We start from the raw sequence: 24,524 nt of genomic DNA, 5'->3' as shown, positions 1-24,524 counted from the left end.
CGGCAATTTCACAGCGGAACAAAGAAGCGAAAACGAGCCCCGTTCGTGGACTCCATCAGCCTGATCCCCCCGCCGTGCAGTTCCAGCATGCGTTTCACAATCAACAGCCCCAACCCGCCACGGTTTTCCCGTGATGCCTGCGGATTTAACGCCGAAGGACGCTCAAACAGATCGTTGCGAAGAGAAGCATCAACGCCGGTTCCATTATCAGCCACCTCAACCTGTAGATGCGCGTTCTCCTGCCAGACCGCCAGACGAACCTCTCCGCCGGTCGGCGTATGCCGCATCGCGTTATCCAGCAGGTTAGTCACCACCCGCTCAATCATCGAGACATCGGCATTCACCAGCGGCAACGGGCCCGGTACATCAATGCGCAGGTTCACCTCCCGCGTGCGGGCCGTGAGTTCAAATTTCTGCGCCACGTCTGAAATCAGCTCACCCATGGCAAAACGCTCGCGCTGCGGTTTGATGCCGCCGTGCTCAAGGCGCGCCAGTTCAAACAGCTGCTGCGAAAGATGACGCACTTTCTGCCCCTGGCGCAGCGCCGTGGCGAGATACTGCTGGTGTTCCTGCGGCGTCAGCGTCGCGGATTTCAGCGACAGCGTTTCGAGATAGCCCAGCAAGGAGGTGAGCGGCGTGCGTAAATCGTGCGAGATATTGGCGATAAACTCCCGGCGCTGGCGATCGCTGTCGGCCAGTTGATCCCACTGCAGGGTGATTTTACGGGCCAGCTCGATAAACGTATTGCGCAGCGTGGCCACTTCATCCTTTACCGTGATTTCTGTAGGCTGCGCCGCCAGCTGTTTAATGGCGCTAATGCTGTCCTGCTCCAGCCCGGCCACTTCCTGAGTAAGACGTTTGACCGGACGCGTTACCCAGTACCAGACCAGTAACCCCGCCAGCAAACCAAACAGCGCGACCCACATCAATGACCACAGGACGGTGCTCCAGAGCGCCTGATGCCAGGCCATCTCCGCCAGCGCGTTTGACTCTTCGCCCTGCAGAATAATGTACAGATAGCCTTTCAGTTCTCCGTCCTGACGCAACGGCGTTGCGCTGAAAACCTTTTTGTTCTGGCTTCGCGGGTCATCGCCCAGTACCGGCCGCGCGGCATCACTGAGGAAAGTCTGCACCGGCCCGAGGTCGATTTTTTGCCGCTGGATATGCCCCGGCGGCGCGGCGTCAGCCAGCAATTCGCCATCAGGCGAGACAACGTACAGTTCGACGCTTGGGTTGAAGGTCATCAGCCGGTCAAAGAGCGGTTTCAGCGCGTGGCGGTCAACCCTGCCCTGCGCATCCAGAATCGGTTCCCGCTGGACAATCTGCTGCGCCAGGCCACCGGACAGCCGCTGCACCATCGCATTACCGTACTGCGTGGTGCTGTAAAGTTGCACCGCGCAGGCGATGGTCGCACAAAGCGTCAGCAGCAGAATAAACAGCAGCGTCAGGCGCTGGCTCAGGCTAAAGCGGCGCATCGTTTGGCTCCGCAAATTTGTAGCCTTTGCCCCAGACGGTGCGAATGATCTCCGGCTCGGCGGCGTCCTTCTCAATCTTGATGCGCAGGCGGTTAATGTGGGTGTTGACGGTGTGTTCGTAACCTTCGTGCTGATAGCCCCAGACCTGTTCCAGCAGCGCCAGACGCGAGAAAACTTCACCGGGATGACGGGCAAAGAAGTACAGCAGTTCAAACTCGCGCGGGGTGAGATCCACCACCTGGCCGTGCAAAAGCACGCTGCGCGCCAGCGGGTCGAGCGTCAGGCCGTGAGCCTGAATATTCCCGGCACTTTGCGCCTGCCCCATCGCCTGCTGGCGTCGGAACAGCGCCTTGATACGCGCGATCAGCTCCTGTACCGAAAACGGCTTGGCCAGATAATCGTCCGCCCCGGTTTCCAGCCCGGTAATGCGGTCGGTTTCGCTGCTGCGGGCGCTGATGATGATCACCGGCAGGTAGCGGGTCATCTGGCGGATGCGACGGCAAATCTCCAGACCGTCGACATTGGGGAGCATTAAATCGAGGATCACCGCATCCCACGGCTGCTTCTCGAGGCGCTGTAAGGCATTGCCCCCGTCGGGCTCGTGGGTGATGGCGTAGCCTTCATCTTCTAAGTTGAGGCGCAGAAGCGCCGCGATATCGTGGTCATCTTCCACCAGCAGGATCTGCTTCATGGGTAAGCCTTCTTCAATTCTGATGAGATAAGCTTACCTGATTTCACAGGCGGACAGAGTTCACATTTTGTTTAAGATTTAACGAGTAGCGTCAGGACTTCATAATGCGCGGTATGCGGGAACATATCGAACAGCTGGACGCGTTCAATGCGGTAGCCCGGCAGCGTCGCGATATCTTTAGCCATCGTCTGCGCGTTGCAGCTGGAGTAGACGATGTAGTCCGGTGCCATCTGGCTCAGATAGTCGCACAGCGCTTTCCCGATGCCCCGGCGCGGCGGGTTCACCAGCACCAGTTCAGGCACATTATCCTGCCCTGTCGCGAACTGCGTGGAGTCCAGCGCCTGGAAGTGCAGCCGGGTCAACCCAAGCTCTGCGGCAGACTGTCTGGCACAGGCAATCGCTTCGGCGGAGATCTCAATCCCGGTAAGCTGCATGTCTGGCGTGGCGCAGTGCAGACCGAAGCCACCCACCCCGCAGAACAGATCCCACATATGATGGATATTTAACGCCCGCACCCAGTCACGGGCGGTGGCATAAAGCGCACTCGCGACGGTCGGGTTGGTCTGGAAGAAGCTTTGCGGACGGATCCACAGCGGTACATCGTTGAACGTTTCTGCCAGCGCATGCTGTTCGGTGAAGAAGATCTCCCGCTCCCCTTCCATGATAGCCATATGCACCGGCTGAATATTCGCGGTGATAACGGTTAACTGCGGAAGCTGTTGCTGAAGCCATGGCAACGCCGCGCGAAGCTGCTCCACCTTGGCTTCTGAGCGCAGAACAAAGCGCAGCATCATGCTGCCGTCTACCTGGCTTTCGGTAAGAAGAAGGTATTTGAGCTCGCCGCGCTTGCGGGCAACGTTATAGGGCGTTAACCCGGCACGGGCAATAAACGGTTTGAGCGCAGCAAAGACCGGCGCAAACGAGGCGGGATAAAGCGGACAGTCGGTTAAATCTTCAGGCGTACCCTCGCGATGCAACATGCCCAGCAGCGGTTTTTCAACACTGCCGCTCACCACCATTTTGGCTTTATTACGAAAGCCCTGCTCCGGCCCGCTGACGGGTGCGCACCATTCGCCCACGGCATGGTCTGCCAGCAGGTGTTGCAGGTCGGCCATTTTGGCGGTGAGTTGCTGAGAAACCGGCTGTTCTATCCACTGACAGGAGCGGCAGCGACCGGCGTCATAGAGTGCGCACTGCATATCAAAACCTTAAGAATCACGAGGGCTGCGATTATACACATTATTGCAGCTGGAAGAACCGCCGACTGGAAGCAGGCACGAACAGGAAGAACAGCACCAGCATATCCGGGAGTTTTTGCAAAAACAGCGCGTGCAAAATCTCGCGTTTTGATCCACCCGCAATGCTGAACAGTTCCGGATAGCCATACCCCAGCGAGGCGGCCCACAGATAGCTCGCCGCCGTAATTTGCGTCAGCAAATAGACCCAGCGTGCCCAGTTGCGTCCTCTGACCAGCGAAAATGCGCAGTAAATCTCGATAAACACCAGTACCAGGCTGCTCAAAAAGACCAGCGTCAGGTTCCACGTCTGTACGCTGCGGTGAATGAATTCAGCCATACCGCGCACACCCAGGGTGTTAAGGATCATCAGCACATCAAGACAGCGGATCATAATAATAGCGAGCGCCGCCACCTGCACCAGTGCAGGAACGTTTGGACGAGCGTGCGTAAGACGTGATTTTTTTAATAATCCCAATGTTTTACTTCCCTGAAAAACAGTGCCGCGTCATGCGCGGCACATCACTGGAAATTTTAAATCCTTCAGCCGCGTCTTGCACGCTGGATATCACGCACACGTTGTTTTTCCGCGCGCGCCATCAAATACCAGGCGATAAATCCGACAATTCCGACCACCCCGAGGATGATCGAGGCCAGGGCGTTAATCTCCGGATTGACCCCCATGCGTACGCTGGAGAAGACCAGCATAGGCAGCGTCGTCGCGCCCGGTCCTGAGACAAAGCTGGCGATAACCAGGTCGTCGAGCGACAGCGTAAACGCCAGCAGCCAGCCGGAGATCACCGCCGGCATAATCATCGGCAACGTGATGATGAAGAAGACCTTCAGCGGCGTCGCACCGAGATCCATCGCCGCCTCTTCAATGGAGCGGTCCAGCTCGCGCAAACGCGAAGAGATAACCACCGCCACGTACGCGGTACAGAAGGTGACGTGCGCCAGCCAGATGGTGAGCATCCCGCGATCTGCCGGCCAGCCAATGGCATGCGCCAGGGCCACGAACAGCAGCAACAGCGCCAGACCGGTGATAACGTCTGGCATAACCAGTGGCGCGGTAATCATAAAGGCAAAGCCGTTCGACCCCCGAAAACGCCCGAAGCGCACCATCACCAGCGCGGCAATGGTCCCCAACACGGAGGCCATCGTGGCTGCCAGCGCGGCGATGGTCAGGCTCAGCCCCACCGCGCTCATCATCGCGTCATCATGGAACAATTCGCCGTACCAGCGCGTCGACCAGCCGGCCCATACCGTTACCAGTTTGGAGCTGTTGAACGAGTAGATCACCAACATCAACATGGGTGCATACAGGAAAGTAAAGCCAATCACCAGGATGGCAATTCGCCACGGGGAGCGCACTACCGGTAAGTTGTTCATCCGTGGTCTCCCATCTGTTTCTGCTGATGTTTGTGGAACCACATGATCGGTACGATCAGCAGGAGCAACATCACGATCGCCACCGCAGACGCCACAGGCCAGTCGCGGTTATTAAAGAACTCCTGCCACAGCACACGCCCAATCATGATGCTGTCCGGGCCACCGAGCAGTTCCGGGATAACAAACTCCCCTACCGCCGGGATAAAGACCAGCATCGACCCGGCAATAATGCCGCCCCGGGTCAACGGAACGATAACGCTGAAGAAGGTTTTAAGCGGACGGGCACCAAGGTCAAGCGATGCTTCCACCAGCGAATAATCGATACGCGTCAGCGCCGTATAAATTGGCAGCACCATAAACGGCAGATAGGCGTAAACAATCCCGATATAGACCGCGAGATTGGTATGCAGGATTGTCAGGGGCTGATCGATAACCCCAAGCCACATCAGGACGTTATTCAGCACGCCGTTGTTTTTCAGGATCCCCATCCACGCGTAGACGCGGATCAGGAACGAGGTCCATGACGGCAGGATCACCAGCAACAGCAGAATGTTGCGCGTCGACGATTTACTGTGCGCCACGGCCCATGCCAGCGGGTAACCCAGCAGCAAACAGCAGATCGTCGAGATCGCCGCCACCTGCAACGACTGCAGATATGCTTCGAAATAGAGCGGATCTTCCGTCAACTGCAGGAAATTGCCGAGGTTAAGGGTCAGCGTCAGCTGTCCGTCAGCCCAGTCCAGCAGGTTGGTATAGGGCGGGATCGCCCGCGCCATTTCCGCCAGGCTTATCTTAAAAACAATCAGGAACGGCAGCAGGAACAGCAGGATCAGCCACACGTAAGGCATGGCAATCACCAGCTTGCGTCCGTGATTCATCTGCATGCGCGCCAGCCAGTGCGCGAAGCCACCCGGTTTTTCAACGCGGGCTGGAGGTTCTAAGGTACTCATTGTCCGCTCCTTATACCGTCAGCACTACACAACTGTCCGCATCCCAGCACAGGCGAACTTCATCGCCCCAGGTCGGCTGTCCCTTGCGATAACGATGTTCGTTCTGCAGCTGGGCGCTGAGCATCTGCCCGCTTTTCAGACGCACATGGTAGATGGAGAGGTCGCCCAGGTAAGCAATGTGCACCACTTCCCCGACGGCGAAGTTAAAGCCATCGGCAGGCGGATCTTCGCACAGCATGATCTTCTCCGGGCGGAGCGCGACATACACCGGCACGTTATCCACCACCGAGCTATCCGGATCGACCTTAAGCGGATGCTGCAGCCCCGGCGACTCGATCACCAGACCGTCATCCTCGCGCGATTTCAGCAGCCCTTCGAAGACGTTGACCGACCCGATGAACTCCGCGCTGTAGCGGGTGGTCGGATGCTCATAAATCTCTTCCGGCTCGCCAATCTGTACGAACTTACCGCGGTTCATGATCGCAATACGCCCGGCCATGGTCATCGCCTCTTCCTGGTCGTGGGTAACCATCACGCAGGTCACCCCCACGCGCTCAAGGATATCCACCACTTCCAGCTGCATACGGTCACGCAATTTTTTATCCAGGGCGCCCATCGGTTCATCGAGCAGCAGCAGCTTTGGCCGTTTCGCCAGGCTTCTGGCCAGCGCCACGCGCTGACGCTGGCCACCCGAGAGCTGATGCGGTTTACGCTTCGCGAACTCCTGCATATGCACCAGGCTGAGCATCTCTGCCACGCGGGCGGTGATTTCGGCTTTCGGCAGTTTGTCCTGCTTAAGACCAAAGGCGATATTCTGCTCCACCGTCATATGCGGGAAGAGCGCGTAAGACTGGAACATCATGTTTATCGGGCGCTGATACGGCGGCACGCGGGAAAGATCGACACCATCCAGCATGATTTGCCCGGCGGTAGGCTGTTCAAAACCGGCCAGCATACGCAGCAGGGTCGATTTACCGCAGCCAGATGCGCCCAGAAGGGCAAAAATTTCACCTTTGTAGATAGTCAGGCTGACATCGTCCACGGCATGCTGACCATCGAAAGATTTGGTGAGGTTACGAATTTCAAGAAGCGGGGTCAGCGCTTTACGGACTTTCGCCTGCGGGCGGGGGATCGCGTCATTCACGGGGTGCTCTCCGGCAGAAATCAAAACTGGTGCAAACGCACCATCAGGGTGCGCATCGTCGGGCGGCGCTCACGCCAGCCCGACCGACGGGTTTAGCAGGCCCGGTGAGCGTTTTCGCCACCGGGCAACCGTACCGGACGCCGTTATTTACCGCTTTTCACTTTGGTCCACGCACGGGTACGTACGCGGTCAATTTTTGGATCCTGAACTTTCAGGGTGAACAGCTTGGCAAACACATCCGCCGGCGGATAGATAGCCGGATTATTGCGGATCTCTTCGCTGACCAGCGGTACAGAGGCCTTATTGCCGTTAGCGTAATAGACGTGATCGCTGATATGCGCGATGACTTCCGGACGCATCAGGTAGTTAAGGAACTGGTAAGCTTCGTCTTTGTTTTTCGCGTCAGCCGGCATGGCGAAGACGTCGAAGAACGCCAGCGCGCCCTCTTTTGGAATGAAGTAGGAAACATTCACGCCGTTTTTGGCTTCTTTGGCGCGGTTAGCCGCCTGCCATACGTCCCCTGCCCAGCCAATCGCCACGCAGATGTCGCCGTTTGCCAGGTCGTTGATGTACTGCGAGGAGTGGAAGTAACGAATGTTCGGACGCAGCTTCAGCAGCAGATCGGTTGCCGGGCCGGTGTAATCATCGGCCTTGCTGCTGTTAGGATCTTTGCCCAGGTAGTTCAGCACGGTGGCGAAAATCTCTTCTGGCGCATCCAGGAAAGAGACGCCGCAGCTTTTCAGCTTCTCAAGGTTTTCCGGCTTCAGCACCACGTCCCAGCTGTCGAGTTTGACATCTTTACCCAGCACCGCTTTGACTTTATCGACGTTATAGCCAATACCGGTGGTCGCCCACAGATACGGCATCGCGTATTTGTTGTCCGGGTCATGCTTGGCGACCAGTTTAAGCACTTCCGGATCGAGGTTTTTCCAGTTCGGTAATTTGCTCTTATCGAGCGGCTGGAAGACACCTGCCGTCAGCTGACGCTCAAGGAAACTTGCGGAGGGTACCACCAGGTCAAAACCGGTACTGCCCGCCATCAGTTTCCCTTCCAGCACTTCGTTGGAATCGAAAACGTCATAGACCACTTTAATGCCGGTCTCTTTTTCGAAATTAGCGACGGTATCCGGCGCGATATAGTCAGACCAGTTATAAACGTGCAGCGTTTTTTGTTCCGCAGCGAGCGTGCCGGCAGAGACGGCCATCAGAGCACCCGCAACCAGACCCGATAACCATTTTTTATTCAAGGCGATCATATCGTTATTCCTTCTGAAAGCTCGTTAACAAACGAACTAAAACTGTGCAATCTGAAGATATGCAATAATCATGCATAGTTTGTCGCTCTGCACGAAATAAAAAGAAACCTCTTTACCCGGCAGGATCCGCTCGCTTTTTTAAGCATCGCAAGAATAACTGTAGCCCGTGTCTCCGGCTATAGCCCAGACGAAAAAACGCCTTTTATCAATTTTTTATGCAGGTTATGTCTACGTGATAAGCCGAAATGGCGTTTGGGGAGGTGAAAAATTCTTTAAAGAAAGGTTAAAAGCAGCAGAAAAAATGGCGTTATGCAGCCGCTATGGCAGCGACTGCGCAAAAGTCAGACAGGCTTAGTGAAGAAAATTGGGAGATGCATCATTATTCTCTGCATCATCTTCCGCGCTATACAGCAAATGGTGCGCATTGGCTTCCATCATTACCATCGAAATTTGCTCTTCACTCAAGCGCATAAACCAGGAGAACTGCTTGAAAGAGAGGCCGGCACCGGAGAATAAAGACTGGCAAACGACCAGTTTTGGCAGATTATCATCCTGTATATCGAGAAATGCTTTCACCGTCAAAGAACTGGCGTTGATGGCCGACAGGTCAGAGGCCAGGGCCAGCAGCGCAGACGGTTTCACTTCGGCCAGCGCAGAGAAGAGGATCACGTCGTTAATGAGATCGATTTTGGCATCGAAAATACCATCGAAATTTTGCATATGAGGCAAATGCAGCGCCTGGCAGGAATCACATTCAAAGAAAGTGATTCCGGCATCATCGAGCCATTGACGTAACGTATCCAGTGTTGGAACGACCTGTAAATCCATCGCTGTGCAGCCTCTTTAATAAAAACTTCGCATAGAGTACGCAAAAAGTGCGCTGTAATCCATTTAACCGCCCGTTTTCAGACAGTAGCCCGGCGTTGCGTGGCGCTCGACCCATGAGATCATTTTACCCGCAATATCGACCCCGGTGGTTTTTTCCACCCCTTCCAGTCCCGGTGAGGCATTCACCTCCATCACCAACGGCCCGCGCGTCGCCCGCAGTAAATCAACACCCGCCACATCCAGCCCCAGCGTTTGCGCCGCCTTCACGGCAATCTCACGCTCGCGATCGCTGATATCCGCGACTCTCGCCACGCCGCCACGGTGCAGATTAGAGCGGAAGTCGCCCTCTTTTGCCTGGCGTTCGATGGCCGCAACCACCTCGTTACCGACAACAAAACAGCGAATGTCGCGTCCTTTGGCTTCTTCAATGTACTCCTGCACCAGAATATGGGCATTCAGCCCACGAAAGGCGTCAATCACGCTTTCCGCCGCCTGCCGCGTTTCGGCCAGCACCACACCAATGCCCTGAGTGCCTTCCACCAGCTTGATCACTAGCGGCGCGCCACCCACCATATCGATTAAATCGCTGGTGTCGTCCGGTGAATGCGCAATGCCGGTAACCGGAAGATCGATTCCCTGCCGGGCAAGCAGTTGCAGCGAACGGAGCTTATCGCGGGCGCGAGATATCGCAACGGATTCATTGAGCGGATAGCTGCCCAGCATCTCAAACTGGCGCAACGCGGCCGTGCCGTAATAGGTTATCTGGGAGCCGATGCGGGGGATAACCGCATCAAAATGCGGGAGCTTGCGGCCTTTGTAATGAATCGATGAGGCAGCAGGATCAATGTTCATATAGCAGGACATCGGATCGAGGATCTCAACCTGATGCCCCCGTTTTGCCGCCGCTTCTCGCAGGCGTTTACATGAATAGAGCGTTCCATCCCGGGACAAAATGGCAATTTTCACCCTGCACCTCTCTAAAGACATGGAAAAAGCCTGCGTATCATACACGCAGGCAGGCGCAGGATGAATGGGCTATCGTGTCGCCCAGCCCTGTTTGTGCAGATAGTCGAGAATAAACGGGCGATTCTCTTTAATGATGGTGCGACGAATGTGGTCACTCCAGGTATCGCGACGGTTATTGCTGTCGCGCGTCATGTAGTAGTGCGCCAGCTCTTCATCGTATTGCGCCAGCACATCATGATCGACAGGCTGGTAGTGGTTTTCATGCACCAGCATCGCCGCAGGCAGGCGCGGCTTGAGGTCCGGGTTATCCGCAGGCCAGCCAAGGCACAGACCAAACAGGGGAAGAACATGTTTTGGCAGCTTCAGCAGTTCGGTAACGCTTTCGATATTGTTACGCAGCCCGCCGATGTACACGCCGCCCAGCCCCAGCGATTCCGCCGCCGTGAACGCGTTTTGCGCCATCAGCGCGGTGTCCACGACGCCCAGCAGCAGCTGTTCGGCAAGGCCAAGCTCGGCTTGCGGGCAGATCTGCAGATGGCGGTTAAAATCGGCGCAGAACACCCAGAACTCGGCTGCCTGTGCCACATGCTTTTGTCCACCAGTGAGGGTCACCAGTTGTTCACGCATTGCCGGGTCGGTAATGCGAATAATGGAGCTGCACTGCAGGAAGCTGGAGCTGGATGTCGCCCTTGCACTGTCAATAATGGCTTCACGCTGCGCCGGCGTTATCGGCTCGTCGGTGAAGTGGCGAATTGAACGATGGGAACGTAGCAGGTCTATGGTTGGCGTCATCTTGTCTCTCTTTGTCTTGCGTGAATCATATCGCAGCCAGTATAGGCAATGATGCGCGCGATGTAATTGGCGAAACATAGCTGAGAGGTATTATAACGACAGGCGAAACCTTCTTTAATGACGGCAGGTTATCGGGCACTATAGACCCATTCGCCGTCAGGCTTGTTTTCGAGGAGAGAGAAATGTTTGCAGTAATTTTTGGTCGTCCAGGGTGCCCTTACTGTGTGCGCGCGAAAGAGCTGGCTGAGAAACTGACCGAAGAGCGTGATGATTTTAACTTCCGTTATGTTGATATCCACGCGGAAGGGATCAGCAAAGCCGATCTGGAAAAAACCGTGGGTAAACCGGTTGAAACCGTACCGCAGATTTTCCTCGATCAGAAACACATCGGCGGTTGCACAGACTTTGAAGCATACGCTAAAGAGCATCTGGGCCTGTTTGCCGCTCAGTAATGCTAAGACGCCCTCACCCTGAGGGCGTTTTTATTTGTGCTGTCTGCGCCGGGCCAACATGCTGTGGACAAACAAAAAACATAGCGCCCCCAGTGCGCACCAGAAGACGCCACTCAGCAACCACGCCAGCTCCTGCCAGAAACTTCGCGTAGAAATATACAGTGACCGCATCAGCAGCAGACACAGCGGCGCTGCAAGTATTGCGCCCAGTAACGGTTTCACCACTTCCCCCCGGCGGGAGAGAAAACTGGCAGCAGCCCCTGGCAGGGTGAAAAAGAGCAGCCCCAGCTCCGGATGACCCGACGCCCTGAATGCTCCCTTCACATTAAAAGCGAGGGACATGCAAACGACAATGAACAGCAAAAAGCAGCTGATCACCCCCGCCCAGTTTCGTTTAATGTTCAAACTATCCTCCTGACTTATCTCTATCAAATACACTTTCGTCGGGTAGACGCCCAGTCAGATAAAGCAATGCGGCAATCCTTGCCAAAGTACACACAGGGTGAAGCGATAATAGGTGGCTGTCAGTAGCTAATACGATTAAACTAACCGCCAGCTAATGTTTTAGGGAATAAAGCTGGAAACAGGGAGCGTTAAAGCCTTTCCCTGACCCAGAAAACAGTAGCCCAAAAAGTCCTTTCATTCAACAACTTACTGGTAAACAAGAAGTTAGCCTCCGTGAATATAAACGTCGCAGACTTGTTAAATGGGAATTACATCCTGTTATTATTTGTGGTACTGGCGCTGGGCCTTTGCCTGGGTAAATTGCGCCTTGGTTCGGTTCAACTTGGTAATTCCATTGGCGTTTTAGTCGTCTCACTATTATTAGGCCAGCAGCATTTCAGCATTAACACGGACGCGCTCAACTTAGGTTTTATGCTGTTTATTTTTTGTGTTGGTGTGGAAGCCGGGCCCAACTTTTTTTCAATTTTCTTCCGCGACGGCAAAAATTATCTGATGCTGGCGCTGGTCATGGTCGGCAGCGCGCTGCTGATCGCCTTAGGGCTGGGTAAACTGTTTGGCTGGGATATCGGGCTGACGGCCGGTATGCTCGCCGGCTCGATGACCTCCACGCCGGTGCTGGTGGGTGCAGGCGATACCCTGCGCCACTCCGGCATGGCCGGTGCGCAACTCTCTACCGCGCTCGACCACCTGAGCCTGGGCTATGCCCTGACCTATCTGATTGGTCTGGTGAGCCTGATTGTGGGCGCCCGCTACCTGCCAAAACTGCAGCACCAGGATTTGCAGACCAGCGCTCAGCAAATTGCCCGCGAACGCGGTCTGGACACCGACAGCAAGCGTAAAGTCTATCTGCCCGTGATTCGCGCCTACCGCGTTGGGCCCGAGCTGGTTGCATGGGCGGACGGGAAAAACCTCCGCGAGCTGGGGATTTACCGCCAGACAGGCTGCTATATCGAACGTATTCGCCGTAACGGCATTCTGGCAAACCCGGACGGCGACGCCGTGCTGCAGATGGGCGATGACATTGCCCTGGTCGGTTACCCGGATGCCCACGCCCGCCTCGACCCGAGCTTCCGCAACGGTAAAGAGGTGTTTGACCGCGATCTGCTCGACATGCGTATCGTCACCGAAGAGATTGTGGTGAAAAACCATAACGCCGTCGGCCGTCGTCTGGCGCAGCTGAAGCTGACCGATCATGGTTGCTTCCTCAACCGCGTGATCCGCAGCCAGATTGAGATGCCAATTGACGACAACGTCGTGCTGAACAAAGGCGACGTTCTGCAGGTCAGCGGCGATGCGCGACGCGTGAAAACCGTTGCGGACCGCATCGGCTTTATCTCTATTCACAGCCAGGTCACCGACCTGCTGGCCTTCTGCGCCTTCTTTATCGTTGGCCTGATGATCGGGATGATCACCTTCCAGTTCAGCAACTTTAGCTTTGGCATCGGTAACGCTGCCGGACTGCTGTTCGCCGGCATCATGCTGGGCTTCCTGCGAGCGAACCACCCGACCTTCGGCTACATTCCGCAGGGTGCGCTCAATATGGTGAAAGAGTTTGGTCTGATGGTCTTTATGGCGGGTGTCGGCTTAAGCGCCGGTAGCGGCATTGGCCACAGCCTGGGTGCTGTTGGCTGGCAGATGTTGGTTTCCGGACTTATCGTCAGCCTGGTACCGGTAGTGATTTGCTTCCTGTTCGGTGCCTATGTGCTGCGCATGAACCGCGCCCTGCTCTTCGGGGCAATGATGGGGGCCCGTACCTGCGCCCCGGCAATGGAAATTATCAGTGATACCGCACGCAGCAATATTCCTGCGCTGGGCTATGCGGGCACCTACGCTATCGCTAACGTACTGCTTACGCTGGCAGGTACGCTGATCATCATCATCTGGCCTGGACTCGGATAACTCTTAAGTTCTGCGCACGACGAAAAAATTTTCGTTACGCGCAGAACTTTTTTATCAGGGGGCAGTCATAACTATTGCCACTGCTTTTCTTTGATGTCCCCAATTTGTGGAGCCCATCAACCCCGCCGTTTTGGTTCAAGGTTGATGGGTTTTTTGTTGCCTGAAATTCCCCTCTTCAACATTCCGCCTTCCCTCTTTCCACCCAAACATATATGCTTAACCATATATATCACCAACCGCAGGAAAGCCGATGCTACATCCGGTCCAACTTTTCAAAGCCCTCTCCGACGAGACCCGCCTGTCCATCGTCATGCTTCTGCGCGAAGCCGGGGAACTGTGCGTCTGCGATCTCTGTTCCGCCACGGCTGAATCACAGCCCAAGGTATCGCGCCATATGGCGCTGCTGCGTGAATCCGGGCTGGTGAGCGATCGCCGGGAGGGGAAATGGGTTTATTACCGTTTGTCCCCCACTATGCCGGCATGGGCTGCCACCGTGATTGAGAACAGCTGGAACTGTTTGCGGGAAGAGACCCGCACAAAGCTGAAAAACCGTCTTCCGGGCGCGTGTTAAAACATATTCATAAAAACAGATATAACGGAGTTCACGATGTTTCTGGCTGGGGCAATTTTTCTGTTTACACTGGTGCTGGTCATCTGGCAGCCCAGAGGGTTAAGTATCGGCTGGAGCGCCACGATAGGTGCTGTACTGGCGCTGGTCAGCGGCGTGATCCACATTAACGATATTCCGGTGGTGTGGAATATTGTCTGGAACGCGACGGCCACGTTTATCGCCGTTATCATCATCAGCCTGCTGCTTGATGAGTCCGGATTTTTCGAGTGGGCGGCGCTGCACGTGGCCCGCTGGGGTAATGGCAAGGGCCGGTTGCTGTTTACGTATATCGTTCTGCTGGGTGCGGCCGTTGCGGCGCTTTTTGCCAACGACGGCGCGGCGCTTATCCTCACGCCCATCGTTATCGCCATGCTGCTCGCCCTCGGGTTCAGCAAGCAGGCCACGCTGGCGTTTGTCATGGCGGCTGGATTTATCGCCGACACTGCCAGCCTGCCGTTGATCGTGTCGAACCTGGTGAATATCGTATCGGCAGACTTCTTCTCGCTGGGGTTCAGCGAATACGCCTCGGTGATGATCCCCGTGGATCTGGCCGCGATTGCGGCCACGCTGGTGATGCTGCACCTGTTCTTTCGAAAGGACATTCCGCCGGTATACGACCTGTCAAAACTCCGCGAGCCTTCCCGCGCGATTAACGATCTTCCAACCTTCAGAACGGGCTGGATTGTTCTGTTACTGCTCCTTGTCGGGTTCTTTGTACTTGAACCGCTCGGCATTCCGGTCAGTGCGATCGCGACAGCAGGCGCGTTGATTTTATTTGCCGTTGCAAAGCGCGGGCATGCCATTAATACGGGAAAAGTGCTTCGTGGCGCGCCGTGGCAGATCGTTATCTTCTCGCTGGGGATGTATCTGGTGGTGTATGGCCTGCGCAATGCCGGGCTGACGGAGTATCTGTCAGGGGTACTCAATCTCCTTGCCGGGCATGGCCTGTGGGCCACCACGCTCGGTACCGGGTTCATCACGGCGTTCCTGTCATCCATAATGAACAATATGCCGACCGTCCTGATTGGGGCACTCTCTGTCGATGGCAGCACGGCATCGGGTGTGATTAAGGACGCGATGATTTATGCCAACGTGATTGGCTGCGACCTGGGTCCGAAGATCACGCCTATCGGCAGCCTGGCCACCCTGCTCTGGCTCCATGTCCTGGCGCAGAAAAACATGACGATCACCTGGGGCTATTATTTCCGGACAGGCATCATCATGACGTTGCCGGTTCTGTTTGTAACGCTCGCCGCGCTGGCGTTACGTCTCTCCTTCACACTGTAATGAGTAACGGATATGAGCCATATCACCATTTACCACAATCCAGCCTGCGGCACCTCGCGCAACACGCTGGAGATGATCCGCAACAGCGGCACTGAACCCGAAATTATTCTGTACCTTGAGAACCCACCGTCACGTGATGAACTGACCAGACTGATTGCTGAGATGGGGATTTCCGTGCGGGATTTGCTGCGCAAAAATGTCGAACCTTATGAACAGCTGGGCCTCGCCGGGGACCGGTTTACCGACGACCAGCTTATCGATTCTATGCTGCAGCATCCGATCCTGATTAACCGTCCGATCGTGGTGACGCCGCTGGGCACTCGCCTGTGCCGCCCTTCCGAAGTCGTACTCGATATCCTGCCTGATGCACAGAAAGGGGCGTTTACGAAAGAAGATGGCGAAGCGGTGGTGGACGCCAGCGGAAAAAAAATCTCCGGCAGCTAATCTGCTGATAGTGATGCCGTAAGTCTTGTCAGCCACATACCCTGCCCCGTGGCGGAGTTGCATCCGCCGTCACCCGACCCATAATTTGATGGACCGGTCTGGTGGGGGGATGCAGGTATGAGTCTCAAAAATAAAACCGCCGTTATCTTTGGTGGCAGCGGCGCTATTGGCAGCGCCGCCGCGTATGCGCTCGCCCGTGAAGGGGCTACGGTCTACCTCGCGGCACGCGATCAGGCCAGGCTGGAGCACGTCGCTAACCGCATTCACGCCGCTGGCGGGTCAGCCCGGCTGTTTGTTTTCAATGCCCTCAATGCCGACGCGACGCTCCCGGACGTTACCGGCATTGATATCGTCGTGAATGCCACGGGCTTTATGCACGACCAGGGTAAACGCCTCGACGCATTAACGCTCAGTGAATTCAGACAGGGGTTCGACCCTTTTCTGACCGCCTATTTCAACATCGCCAAAGCTGTCGCACCCCGTATGGGCGGTGAGCGTGCCGGAACGCTTATCACCGTCGTTGCGCCGGCTGCAAATATGGCGATGCCGGGACATCTCGGGCATATCGTCGGCTGTGCGGGGACGGAAGCGTTAACCCGTGCGCTCGCGGCGGAGCTGGGGGCAAAGAATATTCGCGTCCTGTGCGTGCGTTCGCATGCGATAGCCGACGCGGTTCAGGCCGGTTCCTGTGTGGGTGACCTGTTCGCCATCAAGGCGCTGGCGATGGGCATAACCGTGGAGCAGTTTCTGGAGGGCGCGGCACAGAGCACGATGCTGAATCGCCTGCCGACGCTGGAGCAGGTGGCAGACACCATCGCGTTTCTGGCGTCAGATGCAGCCGGTGCCATCACGGGCACAACGGTAAACATGACGGCCGGCGCGACCACAATCTAACGTCCGCTCTCGCCCGCTATCCTGCCGACCATCGCCCGGATCTCCTCCCGGGTGAGCGGGGCTCTGTCGGTCACAAAGTGCAGCGTCATCCCTTCGATAAAGGCATCCAGCGCGCGGGTGGTCACCGGGTCGAACCACTGCTCAAGCGTGGTCTGGCTCATCTTCATCCAGTCCTGCATTACCGTTTTGAGCGCCGCACTGCGGTGCATAAAGGCATAGAGCTGGTACATCAGCGCCATATTCTGCGGCGTCGTGACCTGCGAACTGTGGATCAGCGTGGTGATGGATTCGCACGCCATTTCTGGCCCGGTCACGCCGGCGAAGAAATCCCGATACTGCTGCGACATCTGCCGGGTAAACCACGTAAAGGCCTCTTCCAGCAGCGACTCCATACCGTCAAAATAGTAGGTCATCGACCCCAGCGGCACGCCCGCGCAGGTGGCGATTTTCCGGTGCGTCACGGCATGGATACCGTGCTCTGCAATGGTGTCCAGGGTCGCCTGCAGGATCTTCTCCCGGCGTTGAGGATCGTTCGGTGCTCTGCTCATAAATTCCCCACGTGGTTTGTGTACAAATGTACACAAACTTGCTAGTGTTGTCGCTATTGTTGTACTTCCGGTGCTGACTTCAATGACTCTGACCTCCCCCCGTAGAACCCTGCAGCTGCGCATGTGGGCGCTGTTTATGTTCTTCTTTATTCCCGGTCTGCTGATGGCCTCATGGGCCACGCGTACCCCGGCCATTCGCGATATTTTATCCGTCTCAACGGCCGAGATGGGCATCGTGCTGTTTGGCCTGTCGATAGGCTCCATGAGCGGTATTCTGTGCTCCGCGTGGCTTGTCAAACGCTTCGGTACACGGGCGGTCATCCGCACCACCATGTGCTGTGCCGTGTTCGGGATGCTGGTGCTGAGCATGGCGCTGTGGCTTGCCTCGCCGGTGCTGTTTGCCCTTGGGCTGACGGTGTTTGGCGGCAGCTTCGGTGCCGCTGAAGTGGCCATTAACGTTGAAGGGGCATCGGTTGAACGTGAGATGAATAAAACCGTACTGCCGATGATGCATGGCTTTTACAGCCTTGGCACGCTGGCCGGTGCGGGTGTAGGGATGGCGCTGACGGCCTCGGGCGTCGCCGCGAACCTGCATATTCTGCTGGCCGCACTGGTATGTATTATCCCCATTCTGACCGGTATCCGGGCGATCCCTGACGGCACCGGCAAGAACACCTCTGACGAACACGCCACCGCGGAAAAAGGGCTGCCGTTTTACCGCGACATTCAGCTGATGCTGATCGGCGTGGTGGTGCTGGCGATGGCCTTTGCGGAAGGGTCCGCTAACGACTGGCTGCCGCTGCTGATGGTCGACGGCCACGGTTTTAGTCCAACCTCCGGTTCCCTGATCTACGCCGGTTTCACCCTCGGGATGACCGTCGGGCGCTTTACCGGCGGCTGGTTTATTGACCGCTACAGCCGCGTGGCGGTGGTGCGTGCCAGCGCCCTGCTGGGCGGGCTGGGGATTGCGATGATCATCTTTGTGGACGTGGACTGGATTGCCGGCGTGTCGGTGATCCTCTGGGGTCTGGGGGCTTCGCTTGGCTTCCCGCTCACCATTTCAGCCGCCAGCGACACTGGTCCGGATGCACCGACCCGCGTCAGCGTGGTGGCCACCACGGGCTACCTCGCCTTCCTGGTGGGGCCACCGCTGCTCGGCTTCCTCGGTGAGCACTACGGGCTGCGCAGCGCCATGCTGGTGGTGTTAGGGTTAGTGATCATCGCAGCGCTGGTAGCGCGTGCGGTCGCGAAGCCGGAAACGGAACAAACGACACTGGAGAAGGGATATGAGCGTTAAACTGATCGCCGTCGACATGGATGGCACGTTTCTGAGCGATGCCAAGACCTATAACCGCCCGCGTTTTCTGGCGCAATATGCACGAATGAAAGCGCAAGGCATTCGCTTTGCGGTTGCCAGCGGCAACCAGTACTACCAGCTGATTTCCTTTTTCCCGGAGATTGCCCATGAAATTGCGTTTGTCGCGGAAAATGGCGGCTGGGTGGTCAGCGCCGGGGAAGATGTCTTCAACGGTGAACTGTCGAAGACGCACTTCGACACCGTTGCCGCCGTGTTAAACGATGTGCCGGGCATTGAGATTATCGCCTGCGGAAAAAGCAGCGCCTATACGCTGAAGCATTATGACGACGGCTTTAAGGATATCGCGGCAAAGTACTACCACCGTCTCGAAATGGTGAGTGATTTCGGCAACCTGAACGATATTTTCTTCAAATTCGGGCTTAACGTCTCTGACGACGACATCCCGCGTATTCAGGCGATGTTGCACGAAAAGCTGAACGACATTATGGTGCCCGTCACGACCGGCCACGGCAGTATCGACCTCATCATCCCCGGGGTGCATAAAGCCAACGGTCTGCGAATACTGCAAAAGCGCTGGGGCATCGACGACAGCGAAGTGGTGGCTTTTGGCGATAGCGGGAACGACGTAGAAATGTTGCGCCAGTCAGGGTTCAGCTTTGCGATGGCAAACGCCAGGCCGCATATTAAGGCGGTGGCGCGCTTTGAAGCCCCGCACAATAACGACGAAGGCGTGCTGGATGTAATTGATAAGGTGTTGAATGGCGAAGCGCCGTTTTATTGACGCCACCATGGCCCTCTCCCGCCGGGAGAGGGAAAACAGCTTACGGCTGTAAAGCATTCCCGACGCGTTTATCCTTCAGGAACACCACGATAAGCCCAACCCACAGCACGCCGTTAGCCAGATTAAACAGGCTGAACAGACCGTTGCCGCCAAATGCGTAGGCGTGTTTGCTCACCTCGATACCGACGGTGAAAATCAGCATTTGCAACATGCCCATCGCCGCTGACACCGTGCCTTTGCTCATCTCGCTGGCAAACAGGGTCAGGCGCACCAGTCCGGCATTCGCCACACCGATACCGAACGCGTAAACGCTTAATCCTGCGGTCATCCACAGATACGCATGGGACGACACCACTGTCGCGACCGCCGCCAGAACCAACCCGGCAGCAATGGGCCAGCCGCCCATAATGATCAAGGCACGCACCGTACGACGGGATGTGAGACGCGCCAGCACCAGGTTACCGATAATCAGCGCGCCAAAAATCGGCACCTGCAGCAGACCATACTCATAGCTGCTGAGCTGCTCGCCGCTGATGATAATGACCGGCGACTGGGCAATCCACGCCAGCAGAGGCAGGCTAACAAACCCCGTCGCCAGCGCGCCCGCCACAAAGCGGCCGTTCTTCAGCACTTCTTTGTAATCCCGGCCCAGCTCTTTTAGCGACAGTTTCTCACCCAGACGGGTAGCGGTTTCCGGCATCGCGCGCTGCAGGCCAAAGAAAGCGACGGCGGCCAGCACGGCAAACAGCACGAACATCCCTTCCCACGGCGCAACGTGTACCCAGGCAGCGCCCACCAGCGGCCCCAGCAGGGGCGCGATCAGCGCCACGTTCGCCATTAGCGCGGTAATCTTGATACACACCGCTTCCTCAAACGATTCCTGGATGGCGGCATACCCGACAGCACCGATAAAGCAGAGGCTCACCCCCTGCAGGAAGCGCAGCAGGGTAAATTGCTCAATATTTTGCGCCAGCAGCGTGGCGAGGCAGGTCACGATAAACCACACCACGCCCGTCAGCATCACCGGACGACGGCCAATACGATCCGACAGCGGCCCTAACAGCCACTGCAAAAACATGCCGCCAGCCAGATAGGCAGTCATGGAGGTCGGTACCCATTCGATCCCTGCGTTGTACTGTTCGACAACGGCCAGCATGCCGGGCTGGATCATATCGTTGCCGATGTAAGTAGAGAATTCGTAGAGCACCAGACATAAGGGGAAAAGCAACGCCTGACGACCCAGACGTGAACCAGAAGAAGAACGGTTTAACATGCAATCTCTTTATCGTGACAAAATCGCGACGAGTGTAATGAAATGCCCTGGCCCGAGATAGTGATTTATCCAGAAGAAACAGAAATAAAGCACATATCGTCTTTGTTTAAGGTTTCCTTAAGTTGACAGATTTATGATAGCCCCATTTCTCGTCAACGACTCCGGATTATGGCACCCACTTCCAGCCGTTCAGAATTGTCTAACTTACAGACAAATAAGACAAAACGACTTTACCGTCTACCACCCCGCTTTTATGGTTATCAGCTTTTAATACTGATAGCCCTTGCCGTGCTGTTTACCTGGCTATCCCGCGATGAAACGCTCGACAGAGGGATCACCGGTTTATGGTATGACGCGGCTGCTCACCGTTTTCCACTGCAGCAAGACCACCTGCTGGACCTGCTGAACCATCGACTGGCGAAGTACATCGCCATCGCCGCAGGTGCTGTTGCGCTCATTTATGGCGCGTTCAGGCGCAATGCGAGACTGGTCACGGCCGCGCTGCTGATGGGGCTTGGCGCGCTGGTGGTTGGCGTACTGAAAAGCATAAGCCATCACAGCTGCCCGTGGGATCTGGTGGAGTATGGCGGTAAGGCCGTTTCTTATCCGCTGTTCAGTGCCGCTCCCGCTGACAGCGGTCCGGGGCGCTGTTTCCCTGGCGGTCATGCCTCCAGCGGCTTTATGGTGATGGGACTTTTCTTTGCCTTCTGGCGCGAGCGTCCGCGTCTTGCCTGGTGCTTCGTCGTGCTGGGCGTCGTTTTAGGTCTGGCGATGGGTTACGGCCAGGTCATGCGCGGGGCGCATTTTTTCTCTCACAACCTGTGGGCTGGGTGGTGGGTCTGGTTTTCCCAGTTGGTGGTCTACGGTCTGGTCTCCACCTGGTTTGCTAAAGAGTGACAACGCTATGTTAGAGAATTTGAATTACCAGCTGTTTTATCTCATCAACGCCACTCCGGCCTCGCCAGAGTGGATGATTGATTTCGCCACCTTCCTGGCAAAAGATCTGATCAGTATCGTGCCAGTACTGGCGGCGATCCTCTGGCTGTGGGGGCCGAGAAGCCAGGTGAAGGCGCAGCGCCAACTGGTAATTAAGATGGCGATGGCCCTCGGGATCAGCGTGCTGGTCAGCTACATTCTGGGCCTGACGTTCCCGCACGACCGCCCCTTCGTCGACCACGCGGGGTATACCTTCCTGCACCATGCTCCGGATGACTCCTTCCCAAGCGATCACGGGACGGTTATCTTTACTTTCGCGCTGGCCTTCCTGTTCTGGCATCGTCTGTGGTCGGGTGCGGTGCTGATGGTGGTGGCCGGGGCTATCGCCTGGTCTCGCGTTTATCTCGGCGTCCACTGGCCGCTGGATATGGTGGGGGGGTTGCTGGTCGGTCTCATCGGCTGCGTCAGCGCAGCGATCCTGTGGAATCTCTTCGGTGAAGCGCTCTACCGCGGCCTGTCTTATCTGTATCGCACCCTTTTTGCTATCCCGATCCGCAAAGGCTGGATACGTGACTAACCCCAGCCTGACAGGTTACACTTGAACCCCCGCCCTGCGGGGGTTCACTTTTTTATCCCGAGGAACTATGGAAACACGTCGCGATGACCGCATTGCTCAGCTGATACAGGCGCTGAAGCGCAGTGATAAGCTTCATCTTAAAGAAGCCGCCAGTCTCCTCGGGGTCTCTGAGATGACCATTCGCCGGGATCTGAACAGCGAGAGCGCGCCTGTCGTGCTGCTGGGCGGGTACATTGTGCTTGAGCCGCGTAGCGCCAGCCATTATCTGATCAGCGACCAAAAGACGCGCCTGGTGGAAGAGAAACGCAAAGCCGCCCGGCTTGCGGCCTCGCTGGTGCAACCGCATCAGACGCTGTTTTTTGACTGCGGCACCACCACGCCGTGGATAATCGAAGCGATCGACAGCAGCATCCCGTTTACGGCGGTGTGTTACTCGCTGAATACCTTTCTGGCACTGCAGGAGAAACCCGAGTGCCGGGTGATCCTCTGTGGCGGTGAGTTTCACGCCAGCAACGCCATCTTTAAGCCGCTGAATCTGCAGGATACGCTCAGCAACGTATGTCCGGATATCGCGTTTTATTCCGCAGCAGGAGTCACTGTCCGTCAGGGAGCAACCTGCTTTAACCTGGAAGAGTTGCCGGTCAAGCACTGGGCATTAAGCGCCGCGCAGTACCATGTGCTGGTGGTCGATCACAGCAAGTTTGGCAAGGTTCGTCCGGCAAGAATGGGTGAGCTGTCGCGCTTTGACGCCATCGTCAGCGATTGCCGTCCGGATGAAGAGACCGTGGCCTACGCGAAAGCGCAGCAGGTGAAGTTGATGTACTGAGTCAGGTGCAGAGGTCATGCCGGGTGGCGCGATGCCACCCGGCAATGGAGGCTTAACTGAACCAGCTGCCAAACCATCCGTGGAATTTCATCATGACGAAGTCCCACATCCGGCTAAAGAAACCGCCCTCTTCTACCGCTTCCATCACAATCAGCGGACGCTGTTCAATCGATTTGCCATTAAGCTGGAAATCAATCGTCCCGACCACCTGGCCTTTTTTCAGCGGCGCGGTGAGCTGGCTGTCGGTGAGGGTGTAGCTGGCTTTCAGGTTTTTCAGCTGACCACGGGGAATGGTCACCGACCCGCCTTCACCCGCCCCCAGGTTCACTTCACTCTTGTCACCAAACCAGACGCGCTGGCTGATGAACGTGGCATCCGGTTTAATGGGCGTGACGGTTTCATAGAAGCGGAAACCCCAGGTCAGCAATTTTTCTGATTCATTAAAACGAATGCGGTCGGTTTTGGTGCCCAGCACGACCGAGATCAGGCGCATATCACCCTGAGTTGCGGAAGCGACCAGGTTATAACCCGCGCCGGCCGTGGTGCCGGTCTTCATACCGTCGACGTTGACGTTGCTGCTCCACAGCAGACGGTTACGGTTCGGCTGGCGGATTTTGTTGAAGGTAAACTCTTTCTCTTTGTGGATGGCATATTCATCCGGCACGTCGTGGATCAACGCTTTGCCTAACAGCGCCATGTCGCGCGCGGTACTGAACTGACCCGGCGCATCAAGGCCGTGCACGGTTTTAAAGGTGGTATTGGTCAGGCCCAGTTTTTGCGCGTAGCCGTTCATCAGGCCAATAAAGGAGTCCTGGCTGCCCGCAACGTAATCGGCCAGCGCAATACAGGCATCGTTACCGGACTGGATAATGACCCCTTTATTCAAATCAGACACTGACACCTGATCGCCGGGTTTGAGGAACATCACCGATGACCCACGCAGCGCCGGGTTGCCGGTCGCCCAGGCGTCCTTCCCGATGGTGACCATATCGTCAAGCTTGATTTTACCCGCTTTCAGCGCCTGACCCACCACATAGCTGGTCATGATTTTCGTCAGGCTTGCCGGGTCAAGTTTCTCATCCGCATTGCCTTCCGCCAACACTTTACCACTGGAATAATCCATCAGGATCCAGGCGCGCGCATCCACAGGCGGCGCTTCGGGCGCAGCCTGTTCCGCTGCGTAGAGAGTTGGTACAAACAGGAAAAGGAGCGCAGAGCCTGCCGCCAGGCTGCGCAGAGAAGTCATTTTTCGCGTCATAAATGCCACCCGAGTGTCCATTCAAAAATTACGTCACATCACCGTGTCGCAAGAAGCGATGAGTAATAGCGCACTAAAACGGTTAAAGAAACCTAACCAAGGTAAAGTTATTAAAGTTTATGCAATAACATTCAGATACGCTTTGATTCAGGCGATTTTTTTGTCTTCTGTTGCGTAATTGTTAGGTTTATCTCACCATGGCAAATCGCTGGCGTTGATTCACATCTCAG

At 56.3% G+C, this 24,524-nt stretch carries 26 protein-coding genes; 11 read left to right on the top strand and 15 right to left on the bottom strand.

Going from position 1 to position 24,524, the window contains the following annotated elements; all coding sequences use genetic code 11:
- Positions 1 to 8 precede the first annotated feature (8 nt).
- The 11 genes from ACN9MQ_RS07125 to nfsA all read right to left on the bottom strand — a co-directional run bounded on the left by ACN9MQ_RS07125 (position 9) and on the right by nfsA (position 10,726).
- Complete coding sequence (locus ACN9MQ_RS07125) at positions 9 to 1,475, bottom strand: sensor histidine kinase (protein ID WP_251884218.1); 1,467 nt, start codon at positions 1,473 to 1,475, stop codon at positions 9 to 11.
- Positions 1,462 to 2,166 (bottom strand): response regulator transcription factor, encoded by a 705-nt coding sequence (locus ACN9MQ_RS07120; protein ID WP_014169317.1) that lies wholly within the window; start codon positions 2,164 to 2,166, stop codon positions 1,462 to 1,464. Before ACN9MQ_RS07120 ends, ACN9MQ_RS07125 begins: the two co-directional genes overlap by 14 nt.
- Before the next feature lie 71 nt (positions 2,167 to 2,237).
- The gene (rlmC, locus tag ACN9MQ_RS07115) at positions 2,238 to 3,365 is read right to left on the bottom strand and encodes a 23S rRNA (uracil(747)-C(5))-methyltransferase RlmC (RefSeq protein WP_044858516.1); all 1,128 of its coding nucleotides are present in this window, start codon (positions 3,363 to 3,365) and stop codon (positions 2,238 to 2,240) included.
- A gap of 40 nt (positions 3,366 to 3,405) precedes the next feature.
- On the bottom strand, positions 3,406 to 3,879 hold the full coding sequence (locus ACN9MQ_RS07110) for a YbjO family protein (protein ID WP_014169315.1): 474 nt from the start codon (positions 3,877 to 3,879) through the stop codon (positions 3,406 to 3,408).
- Between the two features lie 65 nt (positions 3,880 to 3,944).
- A complete protein-coding gene (potI, locus tag ACN9MQ_RS07105; protein ID WP_020884869.1) occupies positions 3,945 to 4,790 on the bottom strand; it encodes a putrescine ABC transporter permease PotI in 846 nt (281 codons plus the stop codon).
- Positions 4,787 to 5,740, bottom strand: a complete 954-nt coding sequence (gene potH, locus ACN9MQ_RS07100; protein WP_025204595.1) for a putrescine ABC transporter permease PotH — start codon at positions 5,738 to 5,740, stop codon at positions 4,787 to 4,789. The genes potI and potH overlap by 4 nt, the downstream gene beginning before the upstream one ends.
- A gap of 10 nt (positions 5,741 to 5,750) precedes the next feature.
- On the bottom strand, positions 5,751 to 6,884 hold the full coding sequence (gene potG, locus ACN9MQ_RS07095; protein ID WP_020884870.1) for a putrescine ABC transporter ATP-binding subunit PotG: 1,134 nt from the start codon (positions 6,882 to 6,884) through the stop codon (positions 5,751 to 5,753).
- 143 nt (positions 6,885 to 7,027) lie between these two features.
- A complete protein-coding gene (potF, locus tag ACN9MQ_RS07090; RefSeq protein WP_014169310.1) occupies positions 7,028 to 8,140 on the bottom strand; it encodes a spermidine/putrescine ABC transporter substrate-binding protein PotF in 1,113 nt (370 codons plus the stop codon).
- Positions 8,141 to 8,491: 351 nt separating this feature from the next.
- Entirely contained in the window at positions 8,492 to 8,968 is a 477-nt protein-coding gene (locus ACN9MQ_RS07085; protein ID WP_014169308.1) for a YbjN domain-containing protein, read from the bottom strand.
- A 63-nt stretch (positions 8,969 to 9,031) separates the two neighbouring features.
- On the bottom strand, positions 9,032 to 9,934 hold the full coding sequence (gene rimK, locus ACN9MQ_RS07080; protein ID WP_020884872.1) for a 30S ribosomal protein S6--L-glutamate ligase: 903 nt from the start codon (positions 9,932 to 9,934) through the stop codon (positions 9,032 to 9,034).
- A 69-nt stretch (positions 9,935 to 10,003) separates the two neighbouring features.
- The gene (nfsA, locus tag ACN9MQ_RS07075) at positions 10,004 to 10,726 is read right to left on the bottom strand and encodes a nitroreductase NfsA (protein ID WP_251884219.1); all 723 of its coding nucleotides are present in this window, start codon (positions 10,724 to 10,726) and stop codon (positions 10,004 to 10,006) included.
- 182 nt (positions 10,727 to 10,908) lie between these two features.
- Between nfsA and ACN9MQ_RS07070 the strand changes: the two genes are divergently transcribed.
- Positions 10,909 to 11,178 (top strand): GrxA family glutaredoxin, encoded by a 270-nt coding sequence (locus ACN9MQ_RS07070; RefSeq protein ID WP_014169305.1) that lies wholly within the window; start codon positions 10,909 to 10,911, stop codon positions 11,176 to 11,178.
- A 30-nt stretch (positions 11,179 to 11,208) separates the two neighbouring features.
- Here ACN9MQ_RS07070 and ACN9MQ_RS07065 read toward each other — a convergent pair whose 3' ends face one another.
- Positions 11,209 to 11,583 carry an inner membrane protein YbjM gene (locus tag ACN9MQ_RS07065; RefSeq protein WP_020884874.1) on the bottom strand — a complete coding sequence of 125 codons (375 nt, stop codon included), beginning with the start codon at positions 11,581 to 11,583 and terminating at the stop codon, positions 11,209 to 11,211.
- 273 nt (positions 11,584 to 11,856) lie between these two features.
- Between ACN9MQ_RS07065 and ACN9MQ_RS07060 the strand changes: the two genes are divergently transcribed.
- The 5 genes from ACN9MQ_RS07060 (at position 11,857) to ACN9MQ_RS07040 (ending at position 16,777) form a co-directional block, all read left to right on the top strand.
- Positions 11,857 to 13,542, top strand: coding sequence for an aspartate:alanine antiporter (locus ACN9MQ_RS07060; RefSeq protein ID WP_014169303.1), 1,686 nt, complete (start codon positions 11,857 to 11,859; stop codon positions 13,540 to 13,542).
- 250 nt (positions 13,543 to 13,792) lie between these two features.
- Positions 13,793 to 14,113, top strand: coding sequence for a metalloregulator ArsR/SmtB family transcription factor (locus tag ACN9MQ_RS07055; RefSeq protein WP_032681361.1), 321 nt, complete (start codon positions 13,793 to 13,795; stop codon positions 14,111 to 14,113).
- A gap of 36 nt (positions 14,114 to 14,149) precedes the next feature.
- The gene (locus ACN9MQ_RS07050; protein WP_251884220.1) at positions 14,150 to 15,439 is read left to right on the top strand and encodes an arsenic transporter; all 1,290 of its coding nucleotides are present in this window, start codon (positions 14,150 to 14,152) and stop codon (positions 15,437 to 15,439) included.
- A gap of 12 nt (positions 15,440 to 15,451) precedes the next feature.
- Positions 15,452 to 15,883 (top strand): glutaredoxin-dependent arsenate reductase, encoded by a 432-nt coding sequence (gene arsC, locus ACN9MQ_RS07045; RefSeq protein WP_025204600.1) that lies wholly within the window; start codon positions 15,452 to 15,454, stop codon positions 15,881 to 15,883.
- Between the two features lie 117 nt (positions 15,884 to 16,000).
- Positions 16,001 to 16,777, top strand: coding sequence for an SDR family NAD(P)-dependent oxidoreductase (locus ACN9MQ_RS07040; RefSeq protein ID WP_251884221.1), 777 nt, complete (start codon positions 16,001 to 16,003; stop codon positions 16,775 to 16,777).
- On the opposite strand, the gene ACN9MQ_RS07035 is transcribed toward ACN9MQ_RS07040, so the two are convergent.
- A complete protein-coding gene (locus ACN9MQ_RS07035; protein ID WP_020884879.1) occupies positions 16,774 to 17,325 on the bottom strand; it encodes a TetR/AcrR family transcriptional regulator in 552 nt (183 codons plus the stop codon). The two genes, ACN9MQ_RS07040 and ACN9MQ_RS07035, sit on opposite strands and share 4 nt — an antisense overlap.
- 82 nt (positions 17,326 to 17,407) lie before the next feature.
- Here ACN9MQ_RS07035 and ACN9MQ_RS07030 point away from each other — a divergent pair, with 82 nt between their 5' ends.
- Both ACN9MQ_RS07030 and ACN9MQ_RS07025 read left to right on the top strand, forming a co-directional pair.
- Positions 17,408 to 18,622, top strand: a complete 1,215-nt coding sequence (locus ACN9MQ_RS07030; RefSeq protein ID WP_083599644.1) for an MFS transporter — start codon at positions 17,408 to 17,410, stop codon at positions 18,620 to 18,622.
- Positions 18,612 to 19,424 carry a Cof-type HAD-IIB family hydrolase gene (locus tag ACN9MQ_RS07025; protein ID WP_047355698.1) on the top strand — a complete coding sequence of 271 codons (813 nt, stop codon included), beginning with the start codon at positions 18,612 to 18,614 and terminating at the stop codon, positions 19,422 to 19,424. The genes ACN9MQ_RS07030 and ACN9MQ_RS07025 overlap by 11 nt, the downstream gene beginning before the upstream one ends.
- A gap of 40 nt (positions 19,425 to 19,464) precedes the next feature.
- On the opposite strand, the gene ACN9MQ_RS07020 is transcribed toward ACN9MQ_RS07025, so the two are convergent.
- Positions 19,465 to 20,697, bottom strand: coding sequence for an MFS transporter (locus ACN9MQ_RS07020; RefSeq protein WP_040017011.1), 1,233 nt, complete (start codon positions 20,695 to 20,697; stop codon positions 19,465 to 19,467).
- A gap of 168 nt (positions 20,698 to 20,865) precedes the next feature.
- Between ACN9MQ_RS07020 and ACN9MQ_RS07015 the strand changes: the two genes are divergently transcribed.
- The 3 genes from ACN9MQ_RS07015 to deoR all read left to right on the top strand — a co-directional run bounded on the left by ACN9MQ_RS07015 (position 20,866) and on the right by deoR (position 23,036).
- Positions 20,866 to 21,594, top strand: a complete 729-nt coding sequence (locus tag ACN9MQ_RS07015) for a phosphatase PAP2 family protein (RefSeq protein ID WP_063858337.1) — start codon at positions 20,866 to 20,868, stop codon at positions 21,592 to 21,594.
- Positions 21,595 to 21,601: 7 nt separating this feature from the next.
- A complete protein-coding gene (ybjG, locus tag ACN9MQ_RS07010) occupies positions 21,602 to 22,210 on the top strand; it encodes an undecaprenyl-diphosphate phosphatase (RefSeq protein WP_020884883.1) in 609 nt (202 codons plus the stop codon).
- A 67-nt stretch (positions 22,211 to 22,277) separates the two neighbouring features.
- Positions 22,278 to 23,036 (top strand): DNA-binding transcriptional repressor DeoR, encoded by a 759-nt coding sequence (gene deoR / locus ACN9MQ_RS07005; protein WP_014169292.1) that lies wholly within the window; start codon positions 22,278 to 22,280, stop codon positions 23,034 to 23,036.
- A gap of 52 nt (positions 23,037 to 23,088) precedes the next feature.
- Here the strand turns inward: deoR and dacC are convergent, their stop codons facing one another.
- Positions 23,089 to 24,294, bottom strand: a complete 1,206-nt coding sequence (dacC, locus tag ACN9MQ_RS07000; RefSeq protein ID WP_020884884.1) for a serine-type D-Ala-D-Ala carboxypeptidase — start codon at positions 24,292 to 24,294, stop codon at positions 23,089 to 23,091.
- Between the last annotated feature and the right edge of the window lie 230 nt (positions 24,295 to 24,524).

Origin of the sequence: Enterobacter sp. R-25 (genome assembly GCF_049913205.1) — a bacterium.
GTDB lineage: Bacteria > Pseudomonadota > Gammaproteobacteria > Enterobacterales > Enterobacteriaceae > Enterobacter > Enterobacter ludwigii.
This window is presented reverse-complemented; position numbering and strand designations above follow the sequence as displayed.

Excerpts from the sequence above, each read along its gene's own strand:
- ACN9MQ_RS07050 (WP_251884220.1), top strand. The coding sequence starts at position 14,150 with ATGTTTCTGGCTGGGGCAATTTTTCTGTTTACACTGGTGCTGGTCATC.
- ACN9MQ_RS07125 (WP_251884218.1), bottom strand. The coding sequence starts at position 1,475 with ATGCGCCGCTTTAGCCTGAGCCAGCGCCTGACGCTGCTGTTTATTCTG.
- ACN9MQ_RS07025 (WP_047355698.1), top strand. The coding sequence starts at position 18,612 with ATGAGCGTTAAACTGATCGCCGTCGACATGGATGGCACGTTTCTGAGC.
- ybjG (WP_020884883.1), top strand. The coding sequence starts at position 21,602 with ATGTTAGAGAATTTGAATTACCAGCTGTTTTATCTCATCAACGCCACT.
- ACN9MQ_RS07040 (WP_251884221.1), top strand. The coding sequence starts at position 16,001 with ATGAGTCTCAAAAATAAAACCGCCGTTATCTTTGGTGGCAGCGGCGCT.
- dacC (WP_020884884.1), bottom strand. The coding sequence starts at position 24,294 with ATGACGCGAAAAATGACTTCTCTGCGCAGCCTGGCGGCAGGCTCTGCG.
- ACN9MQ_RS07085 (WP_014169308.1), bottom strand. The coding sequence starts at position 8,968 with ATGGATTTACAGGTCGTTCCAACACTGGATACGTTACGTCAATGGCTC.
- ACN9MQ_RS07035 (WP_020884879.1), bottom strand. The coding sequence starts at position 17,325 with ATGAGCAGAGCACCGAACGATCCTCAACGCCGGGAGAAGATCCTGCAG.
- arsC (WP_025204600.1), top strand. The coding sequence starts at position 15,452 with ATGAGCCATATCACCATTTACCACAATCCAGCCTGCGGCACCTCGCGC.
- ACN9MQ_RS07070 (WP_014169305.1), top strand. The coding sequence starts at position 10,909 with ATGTTTGCAGTAATTTTTGGTCGTCCAGGGTGCCCTTACTGTGTGCGC.
- ACN9MQ_RS07120 (WP_014169317.1), bottom strand. The coding sequence starts at position 2,166 with ATGAAGCAGATCCTGCTGGTGGAAGATGACCACGATATCGCGGCGCTT.
- ACN9MQ_RS07020 (WP_040017011.1), bottom strand. The coding sequence starts at position 20,697 with ATGTTAAACCGTTCTTCTTCTGGTTCACGTCTGGGTCGTCAGGCGTTG.
- deoR (WP_014169292.1), top strand. The coding sequence starts at position 22,278 with ATGGAAACACGTCGCGATGACCGCATTGCTCAGCTGATACAGGCGCTG.
- nfsA (WP_251884219.1), bottom strand. The coding sequence starts at position 10,726 with ATGACGCCAACCATAGACCTGCTACGTTCCCATCGTTCAATTCGCCAC.
- ACN9MQ_RS07055 (WP_032681361.1), top strand. The coding sequence starts at position 13,793 with ATGCTACATCCGGTCCAACTTTTCAAAGCCCTCTCCGACGAGACCCGC.
- rlmC (WP_044858516.1), bottom strand. The coding sequence starts at position 3,365 with ATGCAGTGCGCACTCTATGACGCCGGTCGCTGCCGCTCCTGTCAGTGG.
- potI (WP_020884869.1), bottom strand. The coding sequence starts at position 4,790 with ATGAACAACTTACCGGTAGTGCGCTCCCCGTGGCGAATTGCCATCCTG.
- ACN9MQ_RS07015 (WP_063858337.1), top strand. The coding sequence starts at position 20,866 with ATGGCACCCACTTCCAGCCGTTCAGAATTGTCTAACTTACAGACAAAT.
- potH (WP_025204595.1), bottom strand. The coding sequence starts at position 5,740 with ATGAGTACCTTAGAACCTCCAGCCCGCGTTGAAAAACCGGGTGGCTTC.
- ACN9MQ_RS07030 (WP_083599644.1), top strand. The coding sequence starts at position 17,408 with ATGACTCTGACCTCCCCCCGTAGAACCCTGCAGCTGCGCATGTGGGCG.
- potF (WP_014169310.1), bottom strand. The coding sequence starts at position 8,140 with ATGATCGCCTTGAATAAAAAATGGTTATCGGGTCTGGTTGCGGGTGCT.